This window comes from Nostoc sp., from assembly GCF_036919555.1.
In the GTDB taxonomy this organism is placed as follows: domain Bacteria; phylum Cyanobacteriota; class Cyanobacteriia; order Cyanobacteriales; family Nostocaceae; genus Nostoc.
Genome location: NZ_JBALCS010000078.1, coordinates 15,900 through 37,773, shown reverse-complemented (window position 1 = coordinate 37,773; position 21,874 = coordinate 15,900). Strand labels below are relative to the sequence as shown.

Annotated in this window: 26 protein-coding genes; 12 read left to right on the top strand and 14 right to left on the bottom strand. The window is 41.1% G+C overall.

Annotated elements, in window-relative coordinates; translation table 11 throughout:
- Positions 1–68 precede the first annotated feature (68 nt).
- The 5 genes from V7K36_RS21345 to V7K36_RS21325 all read left to right on the top strand — a co-directional run bounded on the left by V7K36_RS21345 (position 69) and on the right by V7K36_RS21325 (position 6,745).
- Positions 69–1,523, top strand: a complete 1,455-nt coding sequence (locus tag V7K36_RS21345) for an O-antigen ligase domain-containing protein (protein WP_335119019.1) — start codon at positions 69–71, stop codon at positions 1,521–1,523.
- A gap of 35 nt (positions 1,524–1,558) precedes the next feature.
- The gene (locus tag V7K36_RS21340) at positions 1,559–2,680 is read left to right on the top strand and encodes a glycosyltransferase family 4 protein (RefSeq protein ID WP_335119017.1); all 1,122 of its coding nucleotides are present in this window, start codon (positions 1,559–1,561) and stop codon (positions 2,678–2,680) included.
- A gap of 719 nt (positions 2,681–3,399) precedes the next feature.
- Positions 3,400–3,903: a hypothetical protein gene (locus tag V7K36_RS21335; RefSeq protein ID WP_335119015.1), complete on the top strand. Its 504-nt coding sequence runs from the start codon at positions 3,400–3,402 to the stop codon at positions 3,901–3,903.
- Positions 3,904–4,495: 592 nt separating this feature from the next.
- Entirely contained in the window at positions 4,496–5,359 is an 864-nt protein-coding gene (locus V7K36_RS21330) for a hypothetical protein (RefSeq protein ID WP_335119013.1), read from the top strand.
- Between the two features lie 105 nt (positions 5,360–5,464).
- The gene (locus V7K36_RS21325) at positions 5,465–6,745 is read left to right on the top strand and encodes a glycoside hydrolase family 10 protein (RefSeq protein ID WP_335119320.1); all 1,281 of its coding nucleotides are present in this window, start codon (positions 5,465–5,467) and stop codon (positions 6,743–6,745) included.
- A gap of 172 nt (positions 6,746–6,917) precedes the next feature.
- Here V7K36_RS21325 and V7K36_RS21320 read toward each other — a convergent pair whose 3' ends face one another.
- From V7K36_RS21320 to V7K36_RS21310, 3 genes are read right to left on the bottom strand one after another with little or no spacing between them, the layout of a single operon-like run.
- The gene (locus tag V7K36_RS21320; RefSeq protein WP_334942701.1) at positions 6,918–7,109 is read right to left on the bottom strand and encodes a DUF6887 family protein; all 192 of its coding nucleotides are present in this window, start codon (positions 7,107–7,109) and stop codon (positions 6,918–6,920) included.
- Complete coding sequence (locus V7K36_RS21315; protein ID WP_335119011.1) at positions 7,106–7,288, bottom strand: DUF6888 family protein; 183 nt, start codon at positions 7,286–7,288, stop codon at positions 7,106–7,108. The genes V7K36_RS21320 and V7K36_RS21315 overlap by 4 nt, the downstream gene beginning before the upstream one ends.
- Positions 7,288–8,769, bottom strand: coding sequence for a site-2 protease family protein (locus tag V7K36_RS21310; protein WP_335119318.1), 1,482 nt, complete (start codon positions 8,767–8,769; stop codon positions 7,288–7,290). The genes V7K36_RS21315 and V7K36_RS21310 overlap by 1 nt, the downstream gene beginning before the upstream one ends.
- Positions 8,770–9,023: 254 nt before the next feature.
- Between V7K36_RS21310 and V7K36_RS21305 the strand changes: the two genes are divergently transcribed.
- Both V7K36_RS21305 and V7K36_RS21300 read left to right on the top strand, forming a co-directional pair.
- On the top strand, positions 9,024–10,151 hold the full coding sequence (locus V7K36_RS21305; protein ID WP_335119009.1) for a hypothetical protein: 1,128 nt from the start codon (positions 9,024–9,026) through the stop codon (positions 10,149–10,151).
- A gap of 34 nt (positions 10,152–10,185) precedes the next feature.
- The gene (locus V7K36_RS21300) at positions 10,186–10,824 is read left to right on the top strand and encodes a hypothetical protein (RefSeq protein ID WP_335119007.1); all 639 of its coding nucleotides are present in this window, start codon (positions 10,186–10,188) and stop codon (positions 10,822–10,824) included.
- Between the two features lie 202 nt (positions 10,825–11,026).
- Here the strand turns inward: V7K36_RS21300 and V7K36_RS21295 are convergent, their stop codons facing one another.
- The 9 genes from V7K36_RS21295 to V7K36_RS21255 form a co-directional block, all read right to left on the bottom strand.
- Complete coding sequence (locus V7K36_RS21295) at positions 11,027–11,134, bottom strand: PIN domain-containing protein (RefSeq protein ID WP_335119005.1); 108 nt, start codon at positions 11,132–11,134, stop codon at positions 11,027–11,029.
- Positions 11,135–11,448: 314 nt separating this feature from the next.
- Positions 11,449–11,775, bottom strand: coding sequence for a helix-turn-helix domain-containing protein (locus V7K36_RS21290; RefSeq protein ID WP_094333017.1), 327 nt, complete (start codon positions 11,773–11,775; stop codon positions 11,449–11,451).
- On the bottom strand, positions 11,772–12,143 hold the full coding sequence (locus V7K36_RS21285) for a type II toxin-antitoxin system RelE/ParE family toxin (RefSeq protein ID WP_335118998.1): 372 nt from the start codon (positions 12,141–12,143) through the stop codon (positions 11,772–11,774). The genes V7K36_RS21290 and V7K36_RS21285 overlap by 4 nt, the downstream gene beginning before the upstream one ends.
- Before the next feature lie 242 nt (positions 12,144–12,385).
- Positions 12,386–12,634, bottom strand: a complete 249-nt coding sequence (locus tag V7K36_RS21280) for a type II toxin-antitoxin system VapC family toxin (RefSeq protein ID WP_335119316.1) — start codon at positions 12,632–12,634, stop codon at positions 12,386–12,388.
- 137 nt (positions 12,635–12,771) lie between these two features.
- A complete protein-coding gene (locus V7K36_RS21275) occupies positions 12,772–13,209 on the bottom strand; it encodes a hypothetical protein (RefSeq protein ID WP_335119003.1) in 438 nt (145 codons plus the stop codon).
- A 300-nt stretch (positions 13,210–13,509) separates the two neighbouring features.
- Positions 13,510–13,839, bottom strand: coding sequence for a helix-turn-helix domain-containing protein (locus V7K36_RS21270; protein ID WP_335119001.1), 330 nt, complete (start codon positions 13,837–13,839; stop codon positions 13,510–13,512).
- Positions 13,836–14,207: a type II toxin-antitoxin system RelE/ParE family toxin gene (locus V7K36_RS21265; protein WP_335118998.1), complete on the bottom strand. Its 372-nt coding sequence runs from the start codon at positions 14,205–14,207 to the stop codon at positions 13,836–13,838. The genes V7K36_RS21270 and V7K36_RS21265 overlap by 4 nt, the downstream gene beginning before the upstream one ends.
- 524 nt (positions 14,208–14,731) lie before the next feature.
- Complete coding sequence (locus V7K36_RS21260; RefSeq protein WP_335118996.1) at positions 14,732–15,049, bottom strand: helix-turn-helix domain-containing protein; 318 nt, start codon at positions 15,047–15,049, stop codon at positions 14,732–14,734.
- Positions 15,050–15,098: 49 nt separating this feature from the next.
- A complete protein-coding gene (locus V7K36_RS21255; protein WP_335118994.1) occupies positions 15,099–15,416 on the bottom strand; it encodes a type II toxin-antitoxin system RelE/ParE family toxin in 318 nt (105 codons plus the stop codon).
- Between the two features lie 415 nt (positions 15,417–15,831).
- Here V7K36_RS21255 and V7K36_RS21250 point away from each other — a divergent pair, with 415 nt between their 5' ends.
- Together V7K36_RS21250 and V7K36_RS21245 are read left to right on the top strand one after the other, a co-directional pair.
- Positions 15,832–16,311: a YbjN domain-containing protein gene (locus V7K36_RS21250; RefSeq protein ID WP_335118992.1), complete on the top strand. Its 480-nt coding sequence runs from the start codon at positions 15,832–15,834 to the stop codon at positions 16,309–16,311.
- Between the two features lie 38 nt (positions 16,312–16,349).
- The gene (locus tag V7K36_RS21245) at positions 16,350–17,078 is read left to right on the top strand and encodes a lipoate--protein ligase family protein (protein WP_335118990.1); all 729 of its coding nucleotides are present in this window, start codon (positions 16,350–16,352) and stop codon (positions 17,076–17,078) included.
- Here V7K36_RS21245 and V7K36_RS21240 read toward each other — a convergent pair.
- Complete coding sequence (locus V7K36_RS21240) at positions 17,069–17,683, bottom strand: HD domain-containing protein (RefSeq protein ID WP_335119314.1); 615 nt, start codon at positions 17,681–17,683, stop codon at positions 17,069–17,071. The genes V7K36_RS21245 and V7K36_RS21240 overlap by 10 nt on opposite strands.
- Positions 17,684–17,806: 123 nt before the next feature.
- Here V7K36_RS21240 and V7K36_RS21235 point away from each other — a divergent pair, with 123 nt between their 5' ends.
- The gene (locus V7K36_RS21235) at positions 17,807–18,091 is read left to right on the top strand and encodes a hypothetical protein (protein ID WP_335118987.1); all 285 of its coding nucleotides are present in this window, start codon (positions 17,807–17,809) and stop codon (positions 18,089–18,091) included.
- 400 nt (positions 18,092–18,491) lie between these two features.
- Here V7K36_RS21235 and purH read toward each other — a convergent pair whose 3' ends face one another.
- Positions 18,492–20,012: a bifunctional phosphoribosylaminoimidazolecarboxamide formyltransferase/IMP cyclohydrolase gene (gene purH / locus V7K36_RS21230; protein ID WP_335118985.1), complete on the bottom strand. Its 1,521-nt coding sequence runs from the start codon at positions 20,010–20,012 to the stop codon at positions 18,492–18,494.
- A gap of 275 nt (positions 20,013–20,287) precedes the next feature.
- On the opposite strand from purH, the gene V7K36_RS21225 reads away from it, so the two are divergent.
- Positions 20,288–20,548: a helix-turn-helix domain-containing protein gene (locus V7K36_RS21225; protein WP_335118983.1), complete on the top strand. Its 261-nt coding sequence runs from the start codon at positions 20,288–20,290 to the stop codon at positions 20,546–20,548.
- Between the two features lie 42 nt (positions 20,549–20,590).
- On the top strand, positions 20,591–21,871 hold the full coding sequence (locus V7K36_RS21220; protein ID WP_335118980.1) for an HNH endonuclease: 1,281 nt from the start codon (positions 20,591–20,593) through the stop codon (positions 21,869–21,871).
- The last annotated feature ends 3 nt before the right edge of the window (positions 21,872–21,874 follow it).

Here is a 21,874-nt window from a genome sequence, read left to right as displayed (position 1 = left end):
AAGACGGGTGGGTTGCTGTCTCCAGAGAGCCAGTAATCCAAAATCTAAAATCCAAAATCTAAAATTGAATGACTTCTAAGCAGATACTTTTCAATAGTTTTTTACAAGAAAGCTATTCTCCTGAGGAGCGATCGCAACAGGGTTGGATGGCGATCGCAGCCTTTGTATTACTGACTGTAGTTTGTTATTTTGCTGGTGCTACTGCCGCATTACGCCTAATTTACCCGGTGACAGCTTTAGCAGTAGGCGTATTTTTATACTTGCGGCATCCCATTCTCTACATCAGCTTTACCTGGTGGATTTGGTTTCTCACACCCTTAGCTACTCGCTTAGTTGACTATCGGGTGGGCTGGGACGCTACCCGTCAAATGCTCATAGCACCCTACTTAGTGGTGTTTGTCACTATAGCAACATTCTTACGACACTTTCCCCGCGCCTCTGGTCAAGGGGGCTTACCGTTTGTTTTGGCTTTTATCGGAGTGTTCTATGGCTTTCTAATCGGTCTGATTTACAATCCCCCTATCCCTGTAGCACGCGGATTGATGGATTGGCTCAGTCCGATCATTTTCGCTTTTCACTTATTTATAAACTGGCGAGATTATCCCAGCTATCGCCAGAACTTTCAGCGAACATTCCTCTGGTGTGTGTTGATTTTAGGAACTTATGGCGTATATCAATTCGTGGTAGCTCCTGAGTGGGATAGGTATTGGCTCATCCAATCAAAACTATTCATGAGTTCTGGAAAGCCTGTACCTTTCGGGATGCGTGTCTGGAGTACATTGCACTCAGTCGGTCCCTTTGGTTCCGTCATGCAAGCTGGATTACTGTTATTATTTACCAGTTCAGGAAATTTAATTTTTCCGGCTTCAGCTGTTGGTTACTTATCCTTCCTGTTGACACAAGCACGTACTAATTGGGGAGGCTGGTTATTTGGAATAATTATGATTATGGGTTCAGTCAAAGCGCGGATTCAAATGCGCTTAATTACCATAATCGTGGTCATGGCAATTTGTGTTGTACCATTGACAACTATCGAGCCAATTTCTGGGGTTGTAGCAGCCCGTTTGCAAACTTTTTCTAATCTTGAAGAAGATAACAGTTTTAAAGATAGATCGGGAAGTTATGACAAAAACCTTGGTTTAGCCCTTTCTAATGGTCTAGGTAATGGCTTAGGAAATATTTGGAAAGTTAACGAAAAAACTGGTCAAATTGAAGTGGTGGTGATTGATAGTGGCATATTAGATATGTTTTTCACCCTTGGTTGGTTTGGAGCCATCTTTTATATGGGTGGATTAATCTTATTGATTATTAGTGTTAGCAACTATGGTGAAGGTCGTTTCGATAGTTTTGTTAGTGCTGCCCGCGCCATTGGCATCAGTTCTGCTACACAGTTAGTTATTGGTAGCGGGATGTTAAGCGTAGCAGGGATGATTCTTTGGGGATTTTTAGCTATGGCTATGGCAGGACATAAGTACTATACCAATCCTCAGATCCCTGACTTCTCTAAGAAGTCGAGGTTCTGATAAATCTTACAACTTAAATAGGACTCTTATAGATTATGAAAGTAATTATTCTAATGCCACTAGCCGAGCAACGAGGCGGCGGTGAAATGATGCTTTGGGATTTGGTACAGCAGGGACGTAATGCTGGTGTTGAGTGGCTGGTGATATTTTTAGAAGACGGCCCGATGGTACAACAAGTAAAGTCCCTGGGTATTGATGCGCGAGTTGTAGAAAGTGGACGTTTACGCCAAATCCACCGTTTTATTGGCGCTGTTTTTCGGATAGCTGCGATCGCCCGCCGCGAACGTGCAGATATAATTGTCAATTGGATGTGGATAACGCATATATCTGGAGGTTTGGCGGCAATGCTGGCGGGGTTGCCTGCTGTGTGGTATCAACTAGAAGTACCTAGTGACAAAACTTGGTTGGTGCGAATCGCAACTTTAATCCCAGCCCGCGCAATTATCACCCTTTCTCAAGATGGCAAGCAAGCACAGGCAGAAATTTGGCCTCACAGACCAACACCTTTAGTTTATCCTGGTGTAGCACTAGATCGATTTGAACCTGATGCTTTACCTTCTCCTGAAGAAGCACGGCGGAAGTTGGGCTTACCTTTACACGGACCTCTGATTGGAATTGTTGGACGATTGCAACGATGGAAAGGAATGCACGTACTGGTACAGGCGATGCCGAAAATTTTACAGAAGTATCCTGATGCTCATTGTGTAGTGGTTGGCGGTAAGCACGATTTGGAATCGGATTATGAGGACTTCTTAAAAGCAGAAATCGCCGCATTCGGTTTGAAAGAGCAGGTAATTATGGCTGGGCTACAGCGTAATATCCCTGAGTGGGTGCAGGCGATGGATGTATTTGTTCATGCCTCAGATAAAGAGCCGTTTGGGATTGTGATTATTGAGGCGATGGCGCTGGGTAAACCTGTAATTGCTGGCAGTGCAGGCGGTCCGACAGAGATTATTACCGATGGCATGAATGGACTATTAACACCTTACGGCGATGCAGATAAATTAGCGATCGCAATTCTCCGCTATCTTGACGAGCAAGAATTTGCCCAGAGTGCGGGAATGGCTGCACGACAACGCGCCCTCGATTTCTCAACGCAGAATTATGCCCAAAATTTTATTAGTGCAATTCGTTCTGCGATGCCGAGTGTTTCATAGGCTCAATCAAAACATAATTCCTAACGAGGCAACATCTTCGATCTACAATTCTATCAAACGGATGAGTTAATTTGGGTTTTCAGTACCTATTATTGCTAATGATTAGGTTGTTGCCTCCCAAAGTCATTTTCGTAAAGCAGTCTGTTCTGGATAATAATCCAGCCAACTAGCATAGTAGGTGGTAAAGAAGCGTTAATTTTAGTTAATTTCAGTTAATTTTAATGGAGGGATATTTTCGTATCTTGGGCTGATACCATTTTACTATTTCACACTCTACACGCGCCCCGAAGTGGTTTGGCAAAGGAAAATGATTTGCAGCCAGCTATGATCGTAGGTGATAGTAAACTACTAGCCAGTTAAGTTTTCTCCCATTTCCCAATGTTTGTTGTTAAGCTTTTACTGAGCTATTTTTTTACTGTATATTAATAAATAACTACTTAATTGCTGGGAGATATGAAAATCTATGAGAATACAGTAATAATTAAATTACTAATTCCTCGCCTATACCCTTTTACTTAGATTGTGTTGATACTATCTTTACATTATCACTTAATTGTAAATATAATATAATACACCATATCTTGTTCGTTATGTAATACTTAGTGTTATAGAGAAAACCTCATCCAAATCAACCTGGTAACACTTTTGGGTAAAAATTAATAGAGTAGAATAACTGAATATCACTCAGACATTTTGAAAATTAGAAGCAGGATTTTTAAATGATCAGCTTAAGTAATTCGGAAAACGGCACAGCTAGCAGCACAGCAGCCACTAAGAGGCTGGCAAGGGCGATGATGGTTTCTAGTGGAGAGTTTTCACTTTTATTAGCCTGTTGTAACTCTTTTCAAAGGCAGCAGCAAGTGATGAATTTGTTAACAGAATTTTCATCAGCAGATATTCACGAAGTCTCACTCTCACCTGCGGCTGACACATTGTATACAGCTATTATAACCGCAATTGGTACTACTCAACCCGAAGCCTTGATGATACGGGGTTTAGAATCTGTAGTGGCAATTAACCAACTAATCATCAGTACCAACATCATGCGAGATGAGTTTCGGAAACAGTTTCGGTTTCCCTTGGTGTTGTGGGTAAATGATGAAATTCTGTGTAAGCTAGTCTGGCTAGCACCCGATTTCAAAGACTGGGCAGCTAGTACCATTAGATTTGATGTACCTCAAAATCAGTTCGTTGAATCTGAACAACAAGCCATGAGGGCTTAATATTGGCTGAAATTACAAAATCTAAGCTACGCTTCTCTCTGATTATTTTCTAAAATTACTTTTATTCAACCCTCGCTGACTAAGGTGAGGTAAAAAGCGTTACCAGATTTCCTCGCAAGCTATTTTCCAAATTAGAAGATGGAATAGGTGTAGAGGAGTAAGTTGCTACAGCAGTTTTATATTTAATTCAACCCACCTACTCAATGAAGTCTGAGCTTCTGAATTCTTAATTGATTGCCGTAGGACTAGAGGGCGTTTTGATTGAGTGCATTTTTATTCAGAATTTGTATAAGGAACAAACAATTAGTACATCAGCGTCTGCCTTTATATCTGTTTCAAAAGAAAGAAACTAAACTAATTACCAACTAGTGAAGTTCTGGAGTTATGTACTTTATATTGCAATACGCTTGGGTTAAGGATAATTGTAGGTTGGGTTGAAGGTCGCCAAACCCAACAAACTATGGCAAATGCTGGGTTTCGTTCCTCAACCCAACCTACACAGTTTAAGGTTTTTGGCGCTAACCCAAGCATATTGGTTTGTATTGTCCATTTGTAGTTGGATAATATCTCTTAGTCGTATATCTATATTACCATGAAACTCATGCAGAAACACTACTTTAACACTAATCAAGCGCGAATTTTCACTGCTTTGATTTTGACTGGAATTTTGTCTATTGCTAGTGGTTTAACACTTGTCAATGGGGCTACAGCTGCTTCTGCGAACTTCTCGCTAGAAACAAGCAATGAAGTTCTTAAAGACAATATTAAACCAAACAGCTTGCCACGTCCAGTAGCTAAGGCGGTACTGCGAGATTTAGCCCGCAGACAGGGAATTTTAACCAAAGAACTGAAAATTATTGATTATAATCAACAGACTTGGCGCAATGGTTGCTTGGAACTGCCTCAACCTGATGAACTCTGCACCCAAGCGTTAGTTCCTGGTTGGCGGATTGTGGTATCTAATGGCAAACAAAACTGGGTTTATCATACCAATCAAACAGGTTCCGCAGTCAGGCTGAATGAAAAAGCTAATGAAAATACACTAGCCCCTGTACAAATTCCAGTCAGCGAGTTACCACCACCGTTAAATAAAGATGTAGTCTTTCGGCAAATCTCCAGTGGTGGTATTACTGGCAGAACCTACGAGACTGTTTTACTCAAAGATGGGCGATTGATTCGCGTGCGGATTGGTGATGCCAATGATTCTGAGCGTACTGTTCACCGTGTTTCTGTGCAACAGGTGCAACAATTTCAGAGATTTTTAGAACGTTCTAAATTTAGTAAATTCCAGAATCTGAGTTACCCAGCCCCCAGTGGTGCTGCTGACTATATTACCTTTACTCTCACAAGCCTTGAGGGTACGGTTCAGTACAACGATATTTCTCTAAATAACCTGCCAAAGAATTTACAAGCAGCAGTCAATGCCTGGAATCAGATTGCAGCCAGGGCACAATAATAACAATTCAAAATTCAAGAGAGTTACATAAGTTTTAGCGCTTACAATCGAAACGATCGCTATTCATGCTGATTGTTCATAATTTGATCATCTCTGTAGCAAATGATGAAAAGGTTTGTCAAGTGGTGTGTTGAGTTTCATTCTTGGTGGAATATTCGCCAAAGCAGAAAGTCTCTTTTGTTTGCCGTTATAGTTACCTTGAGTGTAGTAGCTACGGTAATCCTATCGTTCCCTTTGAACGCTCAAATTAATCTGCCGCGATCCCTTCGGTGGGCTACGCCAACGCCAGCATCTGAGTTAAGGGGAGTGTGGTTAACAAATATTGATAGTGATGTGTTATTTGAGCGCGATCGCCTCAAGGCATCTTTGCAACGCCTTGATAAACTCAATTTTAACACGATATATCCGGCGGTTTGGAATTGGGGATATACATTGTATCCTAGCAAAGTTGCAGCCAAAGTTATCGGGCGATCGCTCGATCCCACACCCGGATTGCAAGGACGAGATATCCTCAAAGAAATTGTTGATGTGGGACATCAAAAAGGGTTAACAGTGATTCCCTGGTTTGAATTTGGCTTCATGGCACCAGCCGATTCTCTATTAGCTAAAAATCGTCCCCAATGGCTCACCAGTCGCAGTGATGGGACTCGCATTGTCAAAGATGGCAGAGATAATCGCGTTTGGCTAAATCCCTTCCGCCCAGAAGTACAACAATTTATTCAAGATTTAATCATTGAAATTGTGAGAAACTACAATATCGATGGCATTCAATTTGATGACCATTTTGGCTTACCATCAGAATTAGGTTACGATACCTATACAGTGGCACTTTACAAAAAAGAACACCGTGGTCAAGCTCCCTCGAAAAACTCTCAAGATCCAGAATGGGTGAGTTGGAGAGCTAACAAAATTACCGAGTTTATGAAACGGGTATTCAAAACCATCAAAGCTACTAAAAAAGATTGCCTGGTTTCCGTTGCCCCTAATCCTCAACGTTTTTCCTACGACTTCTCTTTAGCAGACTGGCAAAAGTGGGAACGGCTGGGAATCATTGAAGACTTAGTTTTGCAGATATATCGGGATGACTTGAATGTTTTTGTCAGCGAATTAGAGTATCCAGAAGTGAAAGCGGCAAAAAGTCATATTCCAGTGAGTGTGGGCATTTTGTCCGGGTTGAAAAACCGATCTGTACCGATGCAACAGATTAAAACACAAGTGCAAAAAGTACGCGATCGCAATTTTGCTGGAGTTTCTTTCTTCTTCTATGAAAGCCTCTGGAATATGAGCAAAGAAAAACCCCTAGAGCGTCAAATTGGCTTCCAGAAAATTTTCCCCACACCAACGGCTTACCCGAATTTGCTAGCCGGTTGGAAACCGTTGAGTTAATTTTCCTAGCAACCTGTCGGTGAACACATCACTTAATTTCAGTGAAGATTCACCCCTTCGGGGTTCGTCAGTCGCTCATGGGGGAAACCCCCAAGACTGCGCTGACTCACCGACAATCACTATCTTCAATCCAAAATCCAAAATTTAAAATCTAAAATTCGGTCATGGTAATTTAACTAGCTTGCTGTCCAAACCGTCTCTGTAAATCAGCCTCCGCTTCCTCAATTGTCATCGGAACCTGTTTTGGAGATTGGGCGCGTCTTCTGTCGATGTATATATGGAATGCTTCATCGTCGTTGCGATGCTCCAAAATATAAGCTCTTAGCTGCTCTAAAGTCATTTGTTGAAGGTTAGGTTTTGTCATAACCAAAGAATTTCTCCAGTTGGTGTTATCTCAGCTTCTATTGAATTATTCGCCAAGATGTAAACATTCCTGGTGCGCTCATCTAATCTTACAAGGTCTATTCGTTTATAAACTCTGGTAAGTTGAGCGCACACCCGAATTGCAGATATTGCTTGTTTGGGTGTAGGCTCGATAAACACTATCCTATTCCCAAACGCCCAGCCAAGCCAGGAGTTAGGGGTAGAAGTGTGGTAATCATCAAGAATAGAGCCAAAAGCCCCAAAGCGGCTCTAGCATCATCGGGTTCAGTGACTTCATTCAAGCTGGGGCGTTCTTGATCTCGTTGCAAAAAGAAAATCACGATCGCCCAGTACATGGCAAGAGTATTACCAAGAGACACTAGCGCCAGTAAAATTAAAGTTGCGATCGTTGCTCGTCCTGCGGTTTTGCGTCCATAAATCGCCTGAACAATGCGGCCACCATCTAGTTGTCCTGCGGGCATCAAGTTCAAAGCGGTAATTACTAAACCCAGCCAACCAATCACCACTAGGGGATGAACACTTACCAAGGATGACTGCAAAGCCGAACCAAGAACAACTCGCGCCAAACTTCCCACCAAAATCGACCCTTGAAAAAACTGATTTGGCAATTGAAATAAACTACCTGGATGGGAAAGCAGCAAACCCGTCACCAGGATTAATAAAGAGACAATACCACCTGCGGCTGGCCCTGCCAAGGCGATATCAAATAATACCTTGCGGTTGGGCAACAGAGACTCAAAGCGGGTAATTGCACCAAAGGAGCCAATTTGCACTGCGGGTAGAAAGAAAGGCCAGCTAAGGCGAATTTGGTGACGCTGGGCAAGTATCCAATGACCTATTTCATGAGCTACTAAAATCGTTAATATCCCAGCGCCTATGGGCAAAGCTTCTTTAAACCGCCCTGGATTGCCAAAGAAATCAAAATTTAGCAATAAGCCCGCAGCTTCTAGATTTGTAGCAATAGTTGCTATCAACAGAATACCTGCAAAAGCTTTTTGCGATAACAACATCGGCCGCGGATCATTGCGGCTCGGCAGGACAATTACCACTGGTTTAGCGTCGGTATTTTCTACTAAAAACAGGCGATATTGATCACCAAGGAGTTGCCGTAATTTTGCAGTTAGACGATTGTGAACCTCTTCTGGTTCTCCTCGCAGATTGCCTTTAAAAATGGCTCCATCTTGATAAGCGATCGTTTCTGTGGCAAAAAACGTATCGATACCGAAAATGCCTTTAATTGTATTTAAGTCATCTTCGGGTATTGGCGGGATCTCCGCTTTCAGTTCTGCTACTGCTAGTTGTGGGGAATTTGGTTCCAGTGAGGAATCAGCAGCGAGTCTTTCTGTGGCGCGTTCTTTGAGGATAGCATCTTGCCCAGCTGCGCGTAACTGTCTGCCCAAGAAGATGTACAATCCGGCGGAAGTCACCACTAAGAACAATATACCCGCTATATTGATGTAAATTCCTGCGGCAAACAATCCAAAAAACAGCAGCCAGGGAGTCATCAACACCACCGACTGTAACCAGGCTAAGATTCCCAGTTTACCAAAAGGTCTGGCGCGATAAAAGCCCCAGCCCAAAATGCCTAAAGCTACCAGTAGGATTGCCGCCAGGATAGAAGTTTCTGATAAAGTAAACATCTCCAAACCTTTGCTATTGAGACTGAGCCAGAACAAGTCCGGTATTGCAGATACACTTATTAATGTATAACGTCGTCTGTCGTCTGCCCAAATTATCCGGTTTGGCATAGGCTAGCAAAAACCGCAGGCATTGCAGTTTTGGTAGACCATTAATCTAGCTCTGCTTCAGTTTCCTCATCTGCTCGCAAAATCACTGATGTAGTTCCGTACAACACGCTCAAAAAAGCGCCAAAATGTTACAGATTTAGATACTTATGATTTCATCGGAGGCGATCGCATCTGATGCCAAAATGGGAACCATAAGAAAAGAAGCTCGTACCATGCTTTGGTATGAAGCAGAGAAACGTAATACATCACAATATATTTGTTTACCCATGTCTAACGAACAAGAGCAGAATTCCGCTTTTAACGCAGCTGCCAACATTAACGTTCACCATGCCGAATTACAGGATTTATCCTTAAGTGCAGCCGGTAGATTATATAAAGGTGGGATTCGACCTGGTGATCCGATCAGAACCAGACTGCAAGCCCAAGAAATGTTAGATAAAATCCCTCCATCTCAAAGAGCAGGGATTGATGGCAAATCTACTGATGTTAATACCAAACAATACCTATCAGATAAGCACGCTAGTCATATCAAACCGCATAGCAAAGGCGGCTCAAATGATCCCAAAAATATCAAGTGGGAAAACGCCAAAGATAATTTAGCCCGTGGCGATAAACCCATGACTTCGCAGGAGCAAATAAGATTAGATGCAAAATGGCATTTTGACAACCTAACAGGTGCAGTCAAAGCAGGTGTTAAAGCCGCGCCCCTTGGAGCAGCTATTGGTGTAGCGACAGCAGCACCATTTTCGTTACTAACCAACGCGCTGTGGGTAGTTCGGGGTGAAATTTCTGCACAAGAAGCCACTATAGAAACATTGAAAGATACCGTCAAAGGCGGCGCAATTGGGGGTGTGACAGCGTTTGTAACCACAACACTAGCAGCAGCTTGTCCACCAATTGCGATCGCTTTAACCGCAGCCGCGCCAGTTTTAGCTGTTGTTGGAACTGCGGGTATGGTTTACGAGTTTTTCAAAATCCTCGATGACCATAAACAAACGGTGAAAGTCTATTATGAATCTTTAACTAAACAAGAATTAGAAAGATTACAATCAATTGAGAACGAACTGATTTATGAACACCAGAAAAATCTAGAGTTTTTGGCCCAAGCAGAAGCGATTAATCAAGAAATTACAAATCGTCCAATTGCACCGGGAATAGAAGGGGCTATGCAACGGTTATGTGAATCAGTCGCTATTGCTAAATCTCTAGGATTAACATCAGCAGATAGTAAATTGCTTGCTGGTTCTCAACTTCCTCATCTGATCACAGAATAATAGGAATTAAATTTTAGAGGATTACATAGTTTTTATGCTTCCTTTTATTTTCGGCGCTCTTGGATTAGCTGTTGGAGCGGTTGTTGGTGCTTTTACTACTCACGCTTTTGGGGAAAGTGATAGACAAGCAGCCAAGCATCATAGGACGGTTGCAAATGAACTAGCTGATAAATATACAAATTTGGAGCAAAAATACTATGAACTAGCTGATAAAACAAAAAAACAGATTCCCAATTTAACTCACCAACACGCTTTAGATGAAGTTGAAAAAGACTGTTTGCGTTTAGCAGTTAGATTACAGCATAGTCTGATTGATCTGATGTGGGATATTGATAGAGATCCAACAGAAGCTGCTTTGAAGGAATTTGTCAACGCAGTAGAATTTACAAATAATTTTCTCTGCGAAATAAATGAAAAGTTAATTTGTGTACCCAGTGACTATTATGCACGCAATCTTATTGCCTCTGCTCAACGCGAAATCATTTTGAATAGTTCAGAAGATTTTTCCAATCCATCAAATAGAAACAATGAAGAATTTACGGAAAAACCATTGTCAAGAGAAAACGAATTTAATAAGGAGGGAATTTCAATGAACAATACTCGGTACATTTTTTTGAACAATTTCAAAGGCTTGTATTATTTTTTCAAAGTTAGCTCCACATCTAAACTTTGAAAATAATATCCCGCCCACGGCTGAATCAGGGTTTGAGGTATAAAACCTGCTCAATTTTTGTCCTAACTATGGCAATGAAATTATATTCTTAAAATATATCTGAATACTTACTATAGTTATGGTATTGCGCTGTAACTTTATCGGAGGCAATCAAGCCACATAAAAATATCAATGTGAAAAATATGGTTTTAAGGTAAAGCAATTAAATCCAGGATTCGACTGAAAAACTGTAAACTTGCTGAATCCTAGTGAAGTCGCTGTCAGCAGAGACGAGAGTAATATTATGATAAATTGCTGTTGCGGCGATCAAGGATAGTCATCGGACACCTCCCAGCAACTACTAGAACTTTCATTTTACCTGATTGATCAAGTGGGAATGGTTTTGACGATCGCACTATAAAAGTCAAAAAGCTTAAACAAAGACCGATCGCAACATTGAGCAGGAACTAGCTAAAAAATAGCGTTGGCGCTAGCCTTGTCGTCAGACATCGCACTCCAGCAAGGTTAGAGAGCAATGCCTAGTTGTGTAAAATAGCGATCGCCTCAAAGCAGCAGAGAAGAAAAATGCTTTGAAAAAGGCGAAAGTAAGAAACTCTAGCACAAAATTTCTTACTTTAGTTTTTATTAACAGACTACGGTTGTACGTCCGATTGAGCGATCTTCAGGTTTGGGTTTAATTGTAATTTCTACATCATTACCCAAAATATTCAGATAGCTAATTAATCTATCAGTTGAAAACCCACTTAATCTTCCTCTAATTAATGAAGAAACTTTAGGCTGATCAATTCCTAAAATTTCACCAGCTTGCACTTGTGTTAATTTTCGGCTAGCAATGATTTCACTAATTTTACGGACAAGTTCGGCTTTGACTAGTCTTTCTTCGGGATTGGGTAATCCTAAATCAGCAAAGACATTCCCACTACTAACGTAAACATTATTTTCGTTGCTCATTTTTTAGCTGTTTCCGTTGAATAATCTTCCTGAGCGTCTTTTAATCTTTTTTTAACCAAATCTATGTCTTGTTGCGGTATAGCAATACCATGTTTTGATTTCTTTTGAAATGAATGCAATAAGTAAACAACTCCTGCAAATTTAACAGTGTAAATTGCTCTGTATGTATCCCCATCAAAATTATCTACAATTTCTAAAACGCCAGCCCCTGAAAATCCATGTAGAGGTTTTGCATCAGGATGCTTTTCACCATGTTGTGCCAAATTTAGAGCATAACCCATTACATCTTGTACATCTTCAGGAAACTCCTTTAAATCATCAAGAGCGCTTGCAATCCATTTAAGGGGTTTTTCTTGTTGTTCACTCATGTAATACCAATTATGCCAAAATTAGCATATTATGTCAATAAGTGATTTTTTTATATCAAAATTAGTCTATAGCAATCCGATTTGATTTCTGAAATTATTTGCGTAGGCTGGGACTGGGGAGTAGGGAAGAAGCCTCTTTGAGTTGTACTGAGTTTTTTCAAAAATTAAATATGAGTCCTATATCAGCGTCAAATACTGATTAAATACCGCAAGTGACTTGCGAAAATTTGTTTGTTAATTATTTATGATTTTACAGCAGATATAACCGCTACTCCATATTTTCCAAATATAGTATCGGAAGTAATTATAACCATCTTTTCTAACATCGCTTGTGCTATTAAAAGTCTATCAAAAGGGTCTTTATGATATTCAGGTAGCGATGCTGCTTTAACAGCGTGGTGTTCTGTCATTGATAAAAAACTAAACTGAGTATCAATAATCGCTTGTATTAAATTTTCCGGGGTTTTAAGCTGCCCTTTTTTTCTTTTTATTTCTATTTACCAAACACTAACAGCGCTAACAAAAACTTTATTTGAAGAATCTGAAATTTGCTGACGAGCTTCAGGTAAAAGACAAGGATTATCTTCAAGTGACCATATTAAAGCACAGGTATCAAGCAATAATTCCATTATTCTTCTATACCAAATTCCGAAAGAATCTCACTTGATGTTTTATAAAAATCTTCTGATATTTCTACTTGCCCTTTCCAAATACCTAAAGGTCTAGGTTTTTGAGTAGAAGCAATTTCTTTTATTTCACCACCAATGTTAAAATTGAATATAGGTGAACTAATTACAGTCGATTCATTTCCACATAATGATTGAGTAATATTTGTTTTATCCTTCAAACTATTTAATGGATGTAAAGTAAAAACATTCAGATCAGTAATAGAATTAATAAATTCGATAGAACTATTATACATTCGTTCATTTATATCTTCTTTAAGATTTTCTCCATTTTGTTTACTAATAATAGAATCAATTTCTTCTTTCAACGATTGTAAGTCTGAAAGAGTTAAAGAAGATAGCATGGATGATATTAAACGTGCCTGATCGCTAATAGACATAATGTTATTAGGTGTAAAATAAACTACAGTTAACAGCTAAAGACGAAATTTTTATTTCACTACTATTTTAATCTATCTAGTTAGACTCTATATCTTGTAAAGCGTGTAGTAATAGTTGTTATTATCACAACATTGAGCAGGAACTAGCTAAAAAAGAGCGTTGCCGCTAGCCTTGTCGTCAGACATCGCACTCCAGGAAGGTTAGAGAGCAAAGCGATCGCCTCAAAGCAGCAGAGAAGAAAAATGCTTTGAAAAAGCCGAAAGTAAGAAACTCTAGCACAAAATTTATTACTTTAGTTTTTATGAACAGACTACGGTTGTACGTCCGATTGAGCGATTTTCAGGTTTGGGTTTAATTGTAATTTCTACATCATTACCCAAAATATTCAGATAGCTAATTAATCTATCAGTTGAAAACCCACTTAATCTTCCTCTAATTAATGAAGAAACTTTAGGCTGATCAATTCCTAAAATTTCACCAGCTTGCACTTGTGTTAATTTTCGGCTAGCAATGATTTCACTAATTTTACGGACAAGTTCGGCTTTGACTAGTCTTTCTTCGGGATTGGGTAATCCTAAATCAGCAAAGACATTCCCACTACTAACGTAAACATTATTTTCGTTGCTCATTTTTTAGCTGTTTCCGTTGAATAATCTTCCTGAGCGTCTTTTAATCTTTTTTTAACCAAATCTATGTCTTGTTGCGGTATAGCAATACCATGTTTTGATTTCTTTTGAAATGAATGCAATAAGTAAACAACTCCTGCAAATTTAACAGTGTAAATTGCTCTGTATGTATCCCCATCAAAATTATCTACAATTTCTAAAACGCCAGCCCCTGAAAATCCATGTAGAGGTTTTGCATCAGGATGCTTTTCACCATGTTGTGCCAAATTTAGAGCATAACCCATTACATCTTGTACATCTTCAGGAAACTCCTTTAAATCATCAAGAGCGCTTGCAATCCATTTAAGGGGTTTTTCTTGTTGTTCACTCATCTAATATTAATTATGCTAAAAATAGCATATTATGTCAATAAGTGATTTTTTTGTATCAAAATTAGTCTATCAGCGTCAAATACTGATTAAATCTCGCAAGTGACTTGCGAAAACTACAACCGCGCAAAAGCCTCAGTAATAGCATTGGCACTGAAAACCTTTGTGAAAAAATACTTTTCACTTTGCTCTCACAAGCGTTTCTTACTTTGACTTGTTAGAATTCTCAAAAATGATCCGCCAAATCCTTAATGCTCAATGCCCTATTCGTATCTTGCCCATGACGATCGCACTATAAAAATCAAAAAGCTTGAACAAAGACCGATCGCAACATTGAGCAGGAACTAGCTAAAAAATAGCGTTGGGGCTAGCCTTGTCGTCAGACATCGCACTCCAGCAAGGTTAGGGAGCAATGCTTGGTTCTGTAAATCAGCGATCGCCTCAAAGCAGCAAATGGTAAAAAAACTTGAACAAAGACTAAAATAAGAAACTTTTGCACAGCATTTCTTATCAATGGTCGGCACAATTTAATCAATCACGCTATTCAATCCCCGTTTCTTAACTAGGTGCAACAGCTTAAGAGCAGTACCACTGGGACGCTTCTGACCGATTTCCCACTTTTGAACCGTTGATAGACTTGTATTCAAAATCGCAGCAAATACTGCCTGGCTGACATGAGATGATTCGCGTATTTGCTTAATTTGCTGAGGTTCTAGCGGTTCAATCGCAGACAAGCACAGACGGTCGAATTCACGCAATGTAGTCTGATCCATCAGTCCAGCTTTGTGCAGCCCCATAACCGTTTCGTGAACGGCTTCAAGAATCGCTGATTTCTTCTTCGGCATTGCAAATTACCTCCATCAATTCATCTTCCAGCTTGGCTTTTTCGAGATCCTATAGTGTGTAAGACAACAGCACCGATGCCAGCTTTTTTAATGCTTCTTCTTCTTGTTTGTTAATGTTGCTGCGCTCATTTTTCGGGAAGCCGAAAACAAAAAACCAGCAATCTCCCTTGTTGGTAGCGACCAGTGTACGAAAGCCACCACGCTTACCTTGTCCAGAGCGGGCAATCCGCTTTTTGACCAGTCCGCCTCCTAGATCGGCTTCGTAAAGTCCTGCTGTCATTTCGTTTACAGCCGTGCAGAGGCTAAGGTCGTTTAAACCCTCTTTGCGTGCCCAACGGTTAAACCATCGGGTTTTGTAGATTATCATGCTATGGTCATTCCCTTCGCTTATTATATAGCACTTGGTGCTATGGTTGGCAAGCTCAATGCCCTATTCGCAATCTTGCCCATGACGATACACTATAAAAGTCAAAAAGCTTGAATCAAAGACCGATCGCAGCATTGAGCAGGAACTAGCTAAAAAATGGCGTTGGCGCTAGCCTTGTCGTCAGACATCGCACCAAAATATGACAGATTAATTAGATTTAAGCCTTGACAATAAAGGCTAAATATGTTTAAGGTCAAACACCACATCTTTCGTAGGGGTTTAGCAATGCTAAACCCTTACAGCATGGTCTTTGGGCATTTGGAAAGTAGCCGCAAAACAAAGCTCAAACTAACTGCGTCCACAAGTTATAAAGTATGTGTAGATAAAACAGCGAGTATATTGAGAAAAAATCTGTATGACAAACTACCAAGAAACCCTAACTAGTAATGAATCCGTTGATGAGCTAATTGCCGAGACGACAAGCATTAACCATGTGGAGGTAATTGAAAATGTCATCGACTCCTTGGAACAAGACGACAGTGCAATGGTTAGCCGCACTCCAGAGAATGGTTATCTCTGGAAGTTTAAGTACGGAAGTGTGGAAGTATTTGTCCAACTCAATGGCACAACCGATGAAGACACCATAACGGTTTGGTCTACGGTGCTAAATTTACCTGCTAAAGATGAACCTAAGTTGATGCGGTATCTTTTGGAGTTAAACTGCTCTAGTACTTTTGAAGCGCGTTTCGGTATTATTGAAAACCGAGTGGTTGTAATATCGACACGCACCTTAGCGGAGTTATCTCCTGGCGAAGTGTCTCGGCTAATTACCGTTGTGGCAACGATCGCTGATAATAACGATGAAGCTTTACAATCTGAATATGGTGCGACTTAAGGAATTTGGGATTTTAGATTGGGCTGTTGCTGCATCGGATGCCTAGCAATCAGATTTGGCGATTAATTCCTTTGCTAGAGGCGGCTGGCAATGTGCAGATGGCGATTGACCTCTGGTTGCTAAAACAGCACCAATCTGGAAAGCATCCGTCAACTCTGCGCTTTTATACCTGGTCGCCACCTGCTATTTCTCTCGGCTATCATCAACGCCAATACCCGGAATATTGGCAACATTTAACTTGGCAAGGGCAAAAACTGGATTTAGTGCCGCGTCCGACTGGTGGACGGGCGGTGTTACATCAAGGTGATTTAACTTACGCTGTAGTCACATCTGGACTGACGGGTAATCGCCTCCAGGTGTACGAAACAATTTGTGAGTTTTTAATTCAAGGCTGGCGATCACTTGGCGTAGAATTACATTACGGTACGGCTGGGCGAGGTTACATCCACAACCCTAACTGTTTTGGCACCGCTACCAGTGCAGATTTAGTTTTGCCAGATGGTGGCAAACTTATTGGTAGCGCTCAACTGCGACGTGAAGGGACGATTTTGCAACATGGTTCCATCCGTTTGCAACCCGATGCTGAACTGTTCACTCAGGTATTTGGTGCAGAATCTTTTACGGATGTACAACTGCCTCAAAGTCTGAGTATTGAAAAGATTATTGCAGCTTTAGTCATTGCAGCTAGCGATCGTTTTCATATCCAAATCGAGGTGCAACCCCTCTCAAAGTCCGAATGGGAAGCAATCTTGGCGCATCAGCCCTGAATCTTGAGGGTAGAAGTCTCTTTTAGATAGCCTGCTGTCACACAATCATCAATCAGTTGTAGAACAAACGGCCAAAGTTCCGGCGCACCTATTTCTACTGGCGCTACCCGTTTCATCACCTGCTCGCGCCTAATGCCATGAATGCGCCAACTTCCGCCCTGAGTTTGCTGATTGTGCAGCAAGGATTGTATACGGTCTAGGGCTGCGGCAAACTTAGCAGTGGGTGTTTCCCCTGCTTCAAACTCATCCCAGAGTAAACGCAACTCACTACCTTGATCTGCTGGCAAAAGTCCGAATAAGCGCAACGCTGCTTGTGCTTCTCTTGCTGCCTTGCTGTCATTACCCTGCACATCGTAACAGAAGGTGTCACCTGCATCAATTTCTACCAAATCGTGAATTAGCAGCATTTTGATCGCATGGAATATATCAACACCCTCTGGGGCATATTCTGCTAATACACTTGCCATTACAGCTAAATGCCAAGAGTGTTCTGCACTATTTTCCCGGCGTGATCCATCAATAAGAAGGGTTTGACGCATCACCTGTTTCAATTGATCAATCTCAATGATGAACTGAATTTGTTGAGTCAGCCGATTGATTTGCACCTGAGTTTCTGATTGTGGGTGTGGTTGACCAAAGAGGCAGGGGAGCAGGGGGCAGGGGGCAGGGGGAGAAAGATTCACCGAATTCCCCTGCAATCAAGGGTTTCAGAGCAACTAAATTTATTTATGCCCAAAAGCAAAAATACTTATTTTGAGCGTCAAGTGCCACGAGAAATAATGCGTCCGTTTTCAGAGCAACTAAATTTATTTATGGGGTTCTCCCCCTTGCTCCCTGCCCCCTGCCCCTTTTCCTCTTCTTTGACTGGATCTTCCAATATATGTGATTATCTCAAAAATTATAGCGAATCTGCAAGTGCTTTTTTCTACATACCAATTAAAAAGCGCCTGGGAGTGTTGCCGTGTTTCCACCCCAAACGCTTTTTATTTTTAACTTGCTCCTCACACAAATAAATAGTATCACTACTTGAATCAAAAGGCCAGTATAGTGAGTGACACTTTCAGAACTGTACTGCCAATTTATATTTCTATATGCAAATTAAAAAATGCCTGGGAGTGTTGCCGTGTTTCCACCCCAGGCATTTCTTATTCTTAACTTGCTCCTCACACACAAATCAACACTATCACTACTTGTATCAAAAGGCAAGTATATTGAGTGACACTTTCAAAACTGCACAAGCAATCCAATTTCTGACAAATTAAAAAGCGCTTGGGAGTGTTGCCGTGTTTCCACCCCAGGCGCTCTTTATTTTTAACTTGCTCCTCACACACAAATAAAGAATATCACGCTTCTATCCAAGGGCAAGTATATTGAGTGACACTTTCAAAACTGCACACCTGATGTCAAAGAATTTTAGTGTAAAAAATGACGTACACCAGTTAAGACCATAACTAAACCCAGTTCGTTAGCAGCTTTGATTGAATCTTTATCGCGCAAACTTCCCCCAGGTTGGACAATGGCTGTAATTCCTGCTGTTGCGGCTGTTCTGACTGAATCATCGAAGGGGAAGAACCCATCGCTGGCGAGAATTGCGCCTTTGGTTTTTTCTCCAGCTTGTTCTAGGGCCATTTTAACTGAGCCGACACGGTTCATTTGACCAGCACCTACTCCTAGTGTAGTGCGATCGCTCGTCACAACAATGGCATTGGATTTAACGTGTTTGCAAACTTTCCAAGCAAACAGCAATTCGGCTAATTCGCTAGCGGTGGGTTGACGTTCGGTGACTACTTGCCATTGACTGGCGTCAGCAATCACGTCATCGCTAGCTTGGACGAGGAAACCACCTGCGATCGCTTTCACTGTATCCTTAGGGCCACTGCTCAAATCAGCTAGAGTCAAAATCCGCACGTTGGATTTTTTGGCCAGGATTTCTTCAGCTTCTGCATCACAACTTGGTGCAACCACACATTCTAAAAATGTTTTGGTTAACTCACTGGCTGTAGCCGCATCAATTGGGCGGTTGAGTGCGACAATACCACCAAAGGCAGAAACAGAATCAGCGTTGAAAGCTTTTTGATACGCTTCAAAAATACTACTTCCCAGTGCCGTACCACAGGGATTTGTATGTTTGATAATCGTTGCTGCTGGGGTATCAGTGAATTCAGCAATAATTCGGCGTGCGGCTTCTAAATCAACTAAGTTATTGTAACTAAGTTCTTTGCCTTGGAGTTTCGTCGCGGCTGTCCATCCCGTTGGGGTTGTACCAGTTTGATACCAAGCGGCGGGTTGATGGGGATTCTCGCCGTAACGCAGAGATTGCAATTGTGTGCCGCTAAGGTTGTAATTTTCTGTTCCTGCGAGATAAGATGCGATCGCTTGATCATAACTAGCAGTATGCAAAAATCCTTTTAAAGCTGCCTTTTGCCGAAACTCTAGGGATGCTACGCCGTTATTTTGGCGCAATTCCTCCAAATACTCCTCATATTGTGTTGGATCGCATAATACAGCGAGATGGGCGAAGTTTTTCGATGATGCACGTAGCATAGCAGGGCCACCGATATCAATTTGCTCAACAGCTTGGGATAATGTCACCCCTGCTTTAGCAATAGTTTCCTCAAAAGGATATAGATTGACCACCACTAAATCAATCGGGCGAATTTGGTTATTTTCTAAATCTGTAATATCTTGGGGAACATCTCGCCGCGCCAAAATCCCGCCGTGAATTCGCGGATGTAGGGTTTTGACTCGACCACCTAAAATTTCTGGAGAATCTGTGTAATCTGCAACTTTGGTAACAGGGAGTCCCGCATCTTTGAGGGCTTGGGCTGTTCCCCCACTGCTGATTAAATCAAAGTCAAATTCTTCAACCAAGCTACGGGCTAGGTCAATTAAACCAGTTTTGTTAGATACACTCAGCAGGGCTAGACGCGCCATTGATCAATTCCTTAAAGTGGGCTGGGAACGAAGGATCTCAAGTTTTGCATAAGCTTTGGTTAACTTCAAGACCATTAGGAATCATCGCAGCGGGAGGGTAAGTTAGGAGTAATACAGTGAATTAGGCATTTGCAGTAATACCAATTTTTCCTGATGTTGCTACAAATCAGATCCTTACAACCCCCTTAATAAAAGGGTTGGAGAGAGTATCACTAGATTTATGCCACTTATAGCCTGTAGACTCATAGACTTCATCCCTCATAAAACTGATTCTAATGAATCGCCGAAAAGCCTTTGGAAAAAGGTTGAGGGAATTGAGAGAAAAACAAGGCTACTCCCAAGAGCGCCTAGCGGAAGTAGCTGGTCTTCATCGTACCTATGTGGGCGATGTAGAACGTGGAGAGCGCAACATTAGTCTCAATAATATTTGGCGTCTTGCAGATGCTTTAGGTATTAATCCTTCTGCTTTCTTTCAAGAAGCTAATACTTCACAGCCCAATTCTGAAAGCTTTCCCGGTAATGAAGAAATCAATTAATACTGGGTGTCCCAGGGCTTTCCTGGTAGTTGAGGCTAAAGAATGCGTAGATTGGCAAAACAAAGTAGGGATGATGCGTATAATTCTCAAAGGGATTACCAAACGCTACATCAAGTTAAGACTCAAGCCTTAGAGTTCATTGGTAGTGAAAAAAGTTCCCTTGTTTTAACAAACGCGATAAAAAATCCCGCCAATACTAACTGTATTGCCTTTGGTGGTTTCTTATACCCCTCAGAAGGTATTTCTATTGAGGTAAAGCTAGATGCTGGAGATACTAGCAAATCAAAAGTTATTAAACTTACTAATACTTGGAATCGAATTGGAGTTATTGTTGATGCTCCAGAAACGGAAATTATAACAGTCACTTTAATGTGGACTGCATCTGTTCGGCTCAACTTTTGGGGACTCAACGCAGATGCCTTAAAGCTTCCTGATGAGATCCTTTTATTAAAACCTAGCGTGTCTGACCTACAACAATCTCATTTAGTACCAGAGACATTTTACTTGCCTCATGATACAGCGCTAGTGATGGAGATAGATGAGGAGCATTCTAATCATTTTCATCTATTAGAAGGCGAAGAAATCAGTCTTAAAAAATGCTCATACTGCGGCAGATTACTTCCTGTAAATATGCAACGTTTGGGTTCTTTATCATTTCACAAGCACAATGCAAAACTAAGTAACCACCAAAATGAATGTCGCTCATGTAAAAAGTGGCGTATCAATAACAATTTCAATCCATTAAGGACTACAGACCAACTACACGAGTCATCGGTCATCACCAGAGAACGCAAGATTTTTCTTAGAGAACCGGAAATCCTTCAAGGGATTAAAGAACGTACAGGCGCAGGATTGAAATCTCAGGTCTGGGAACGATTTAAACGGAAATGCTTTTATTGTGGTAAAGTCCTCAAACTTGAGGAAGTTCAACTAGACCATACACGTCCACTGGCTTACTTGTGGCCTATCGACGAACACGCAACTTGTCTATGTGCCGAACATAATAACCAAAAAAAGGAGAAGTTCCCAGTCGAATTCTATAGCGATGAACAACTTGTGGAACTCTCGAATATTTCTAGACTCTCGTATGAGCAAATACGCAAAAAAGAACTCAACGAAGTAGAACTGCAAAGAATTTTGTCAAACCTACCTAGCTTTGCACAACAATGGGAGCCAAGAACCTTTGCTGCCATAGCAAGAAAAATAACTGAACTTCGTCCTGACATAAATCTGTATACTTTACTTGAAAAGGAAAATTTAGACGTTTACCAAGAGTTAATTGAACGTCTTCGAGAAAGACCATTATCAGTTGGACAGGAATAAGTC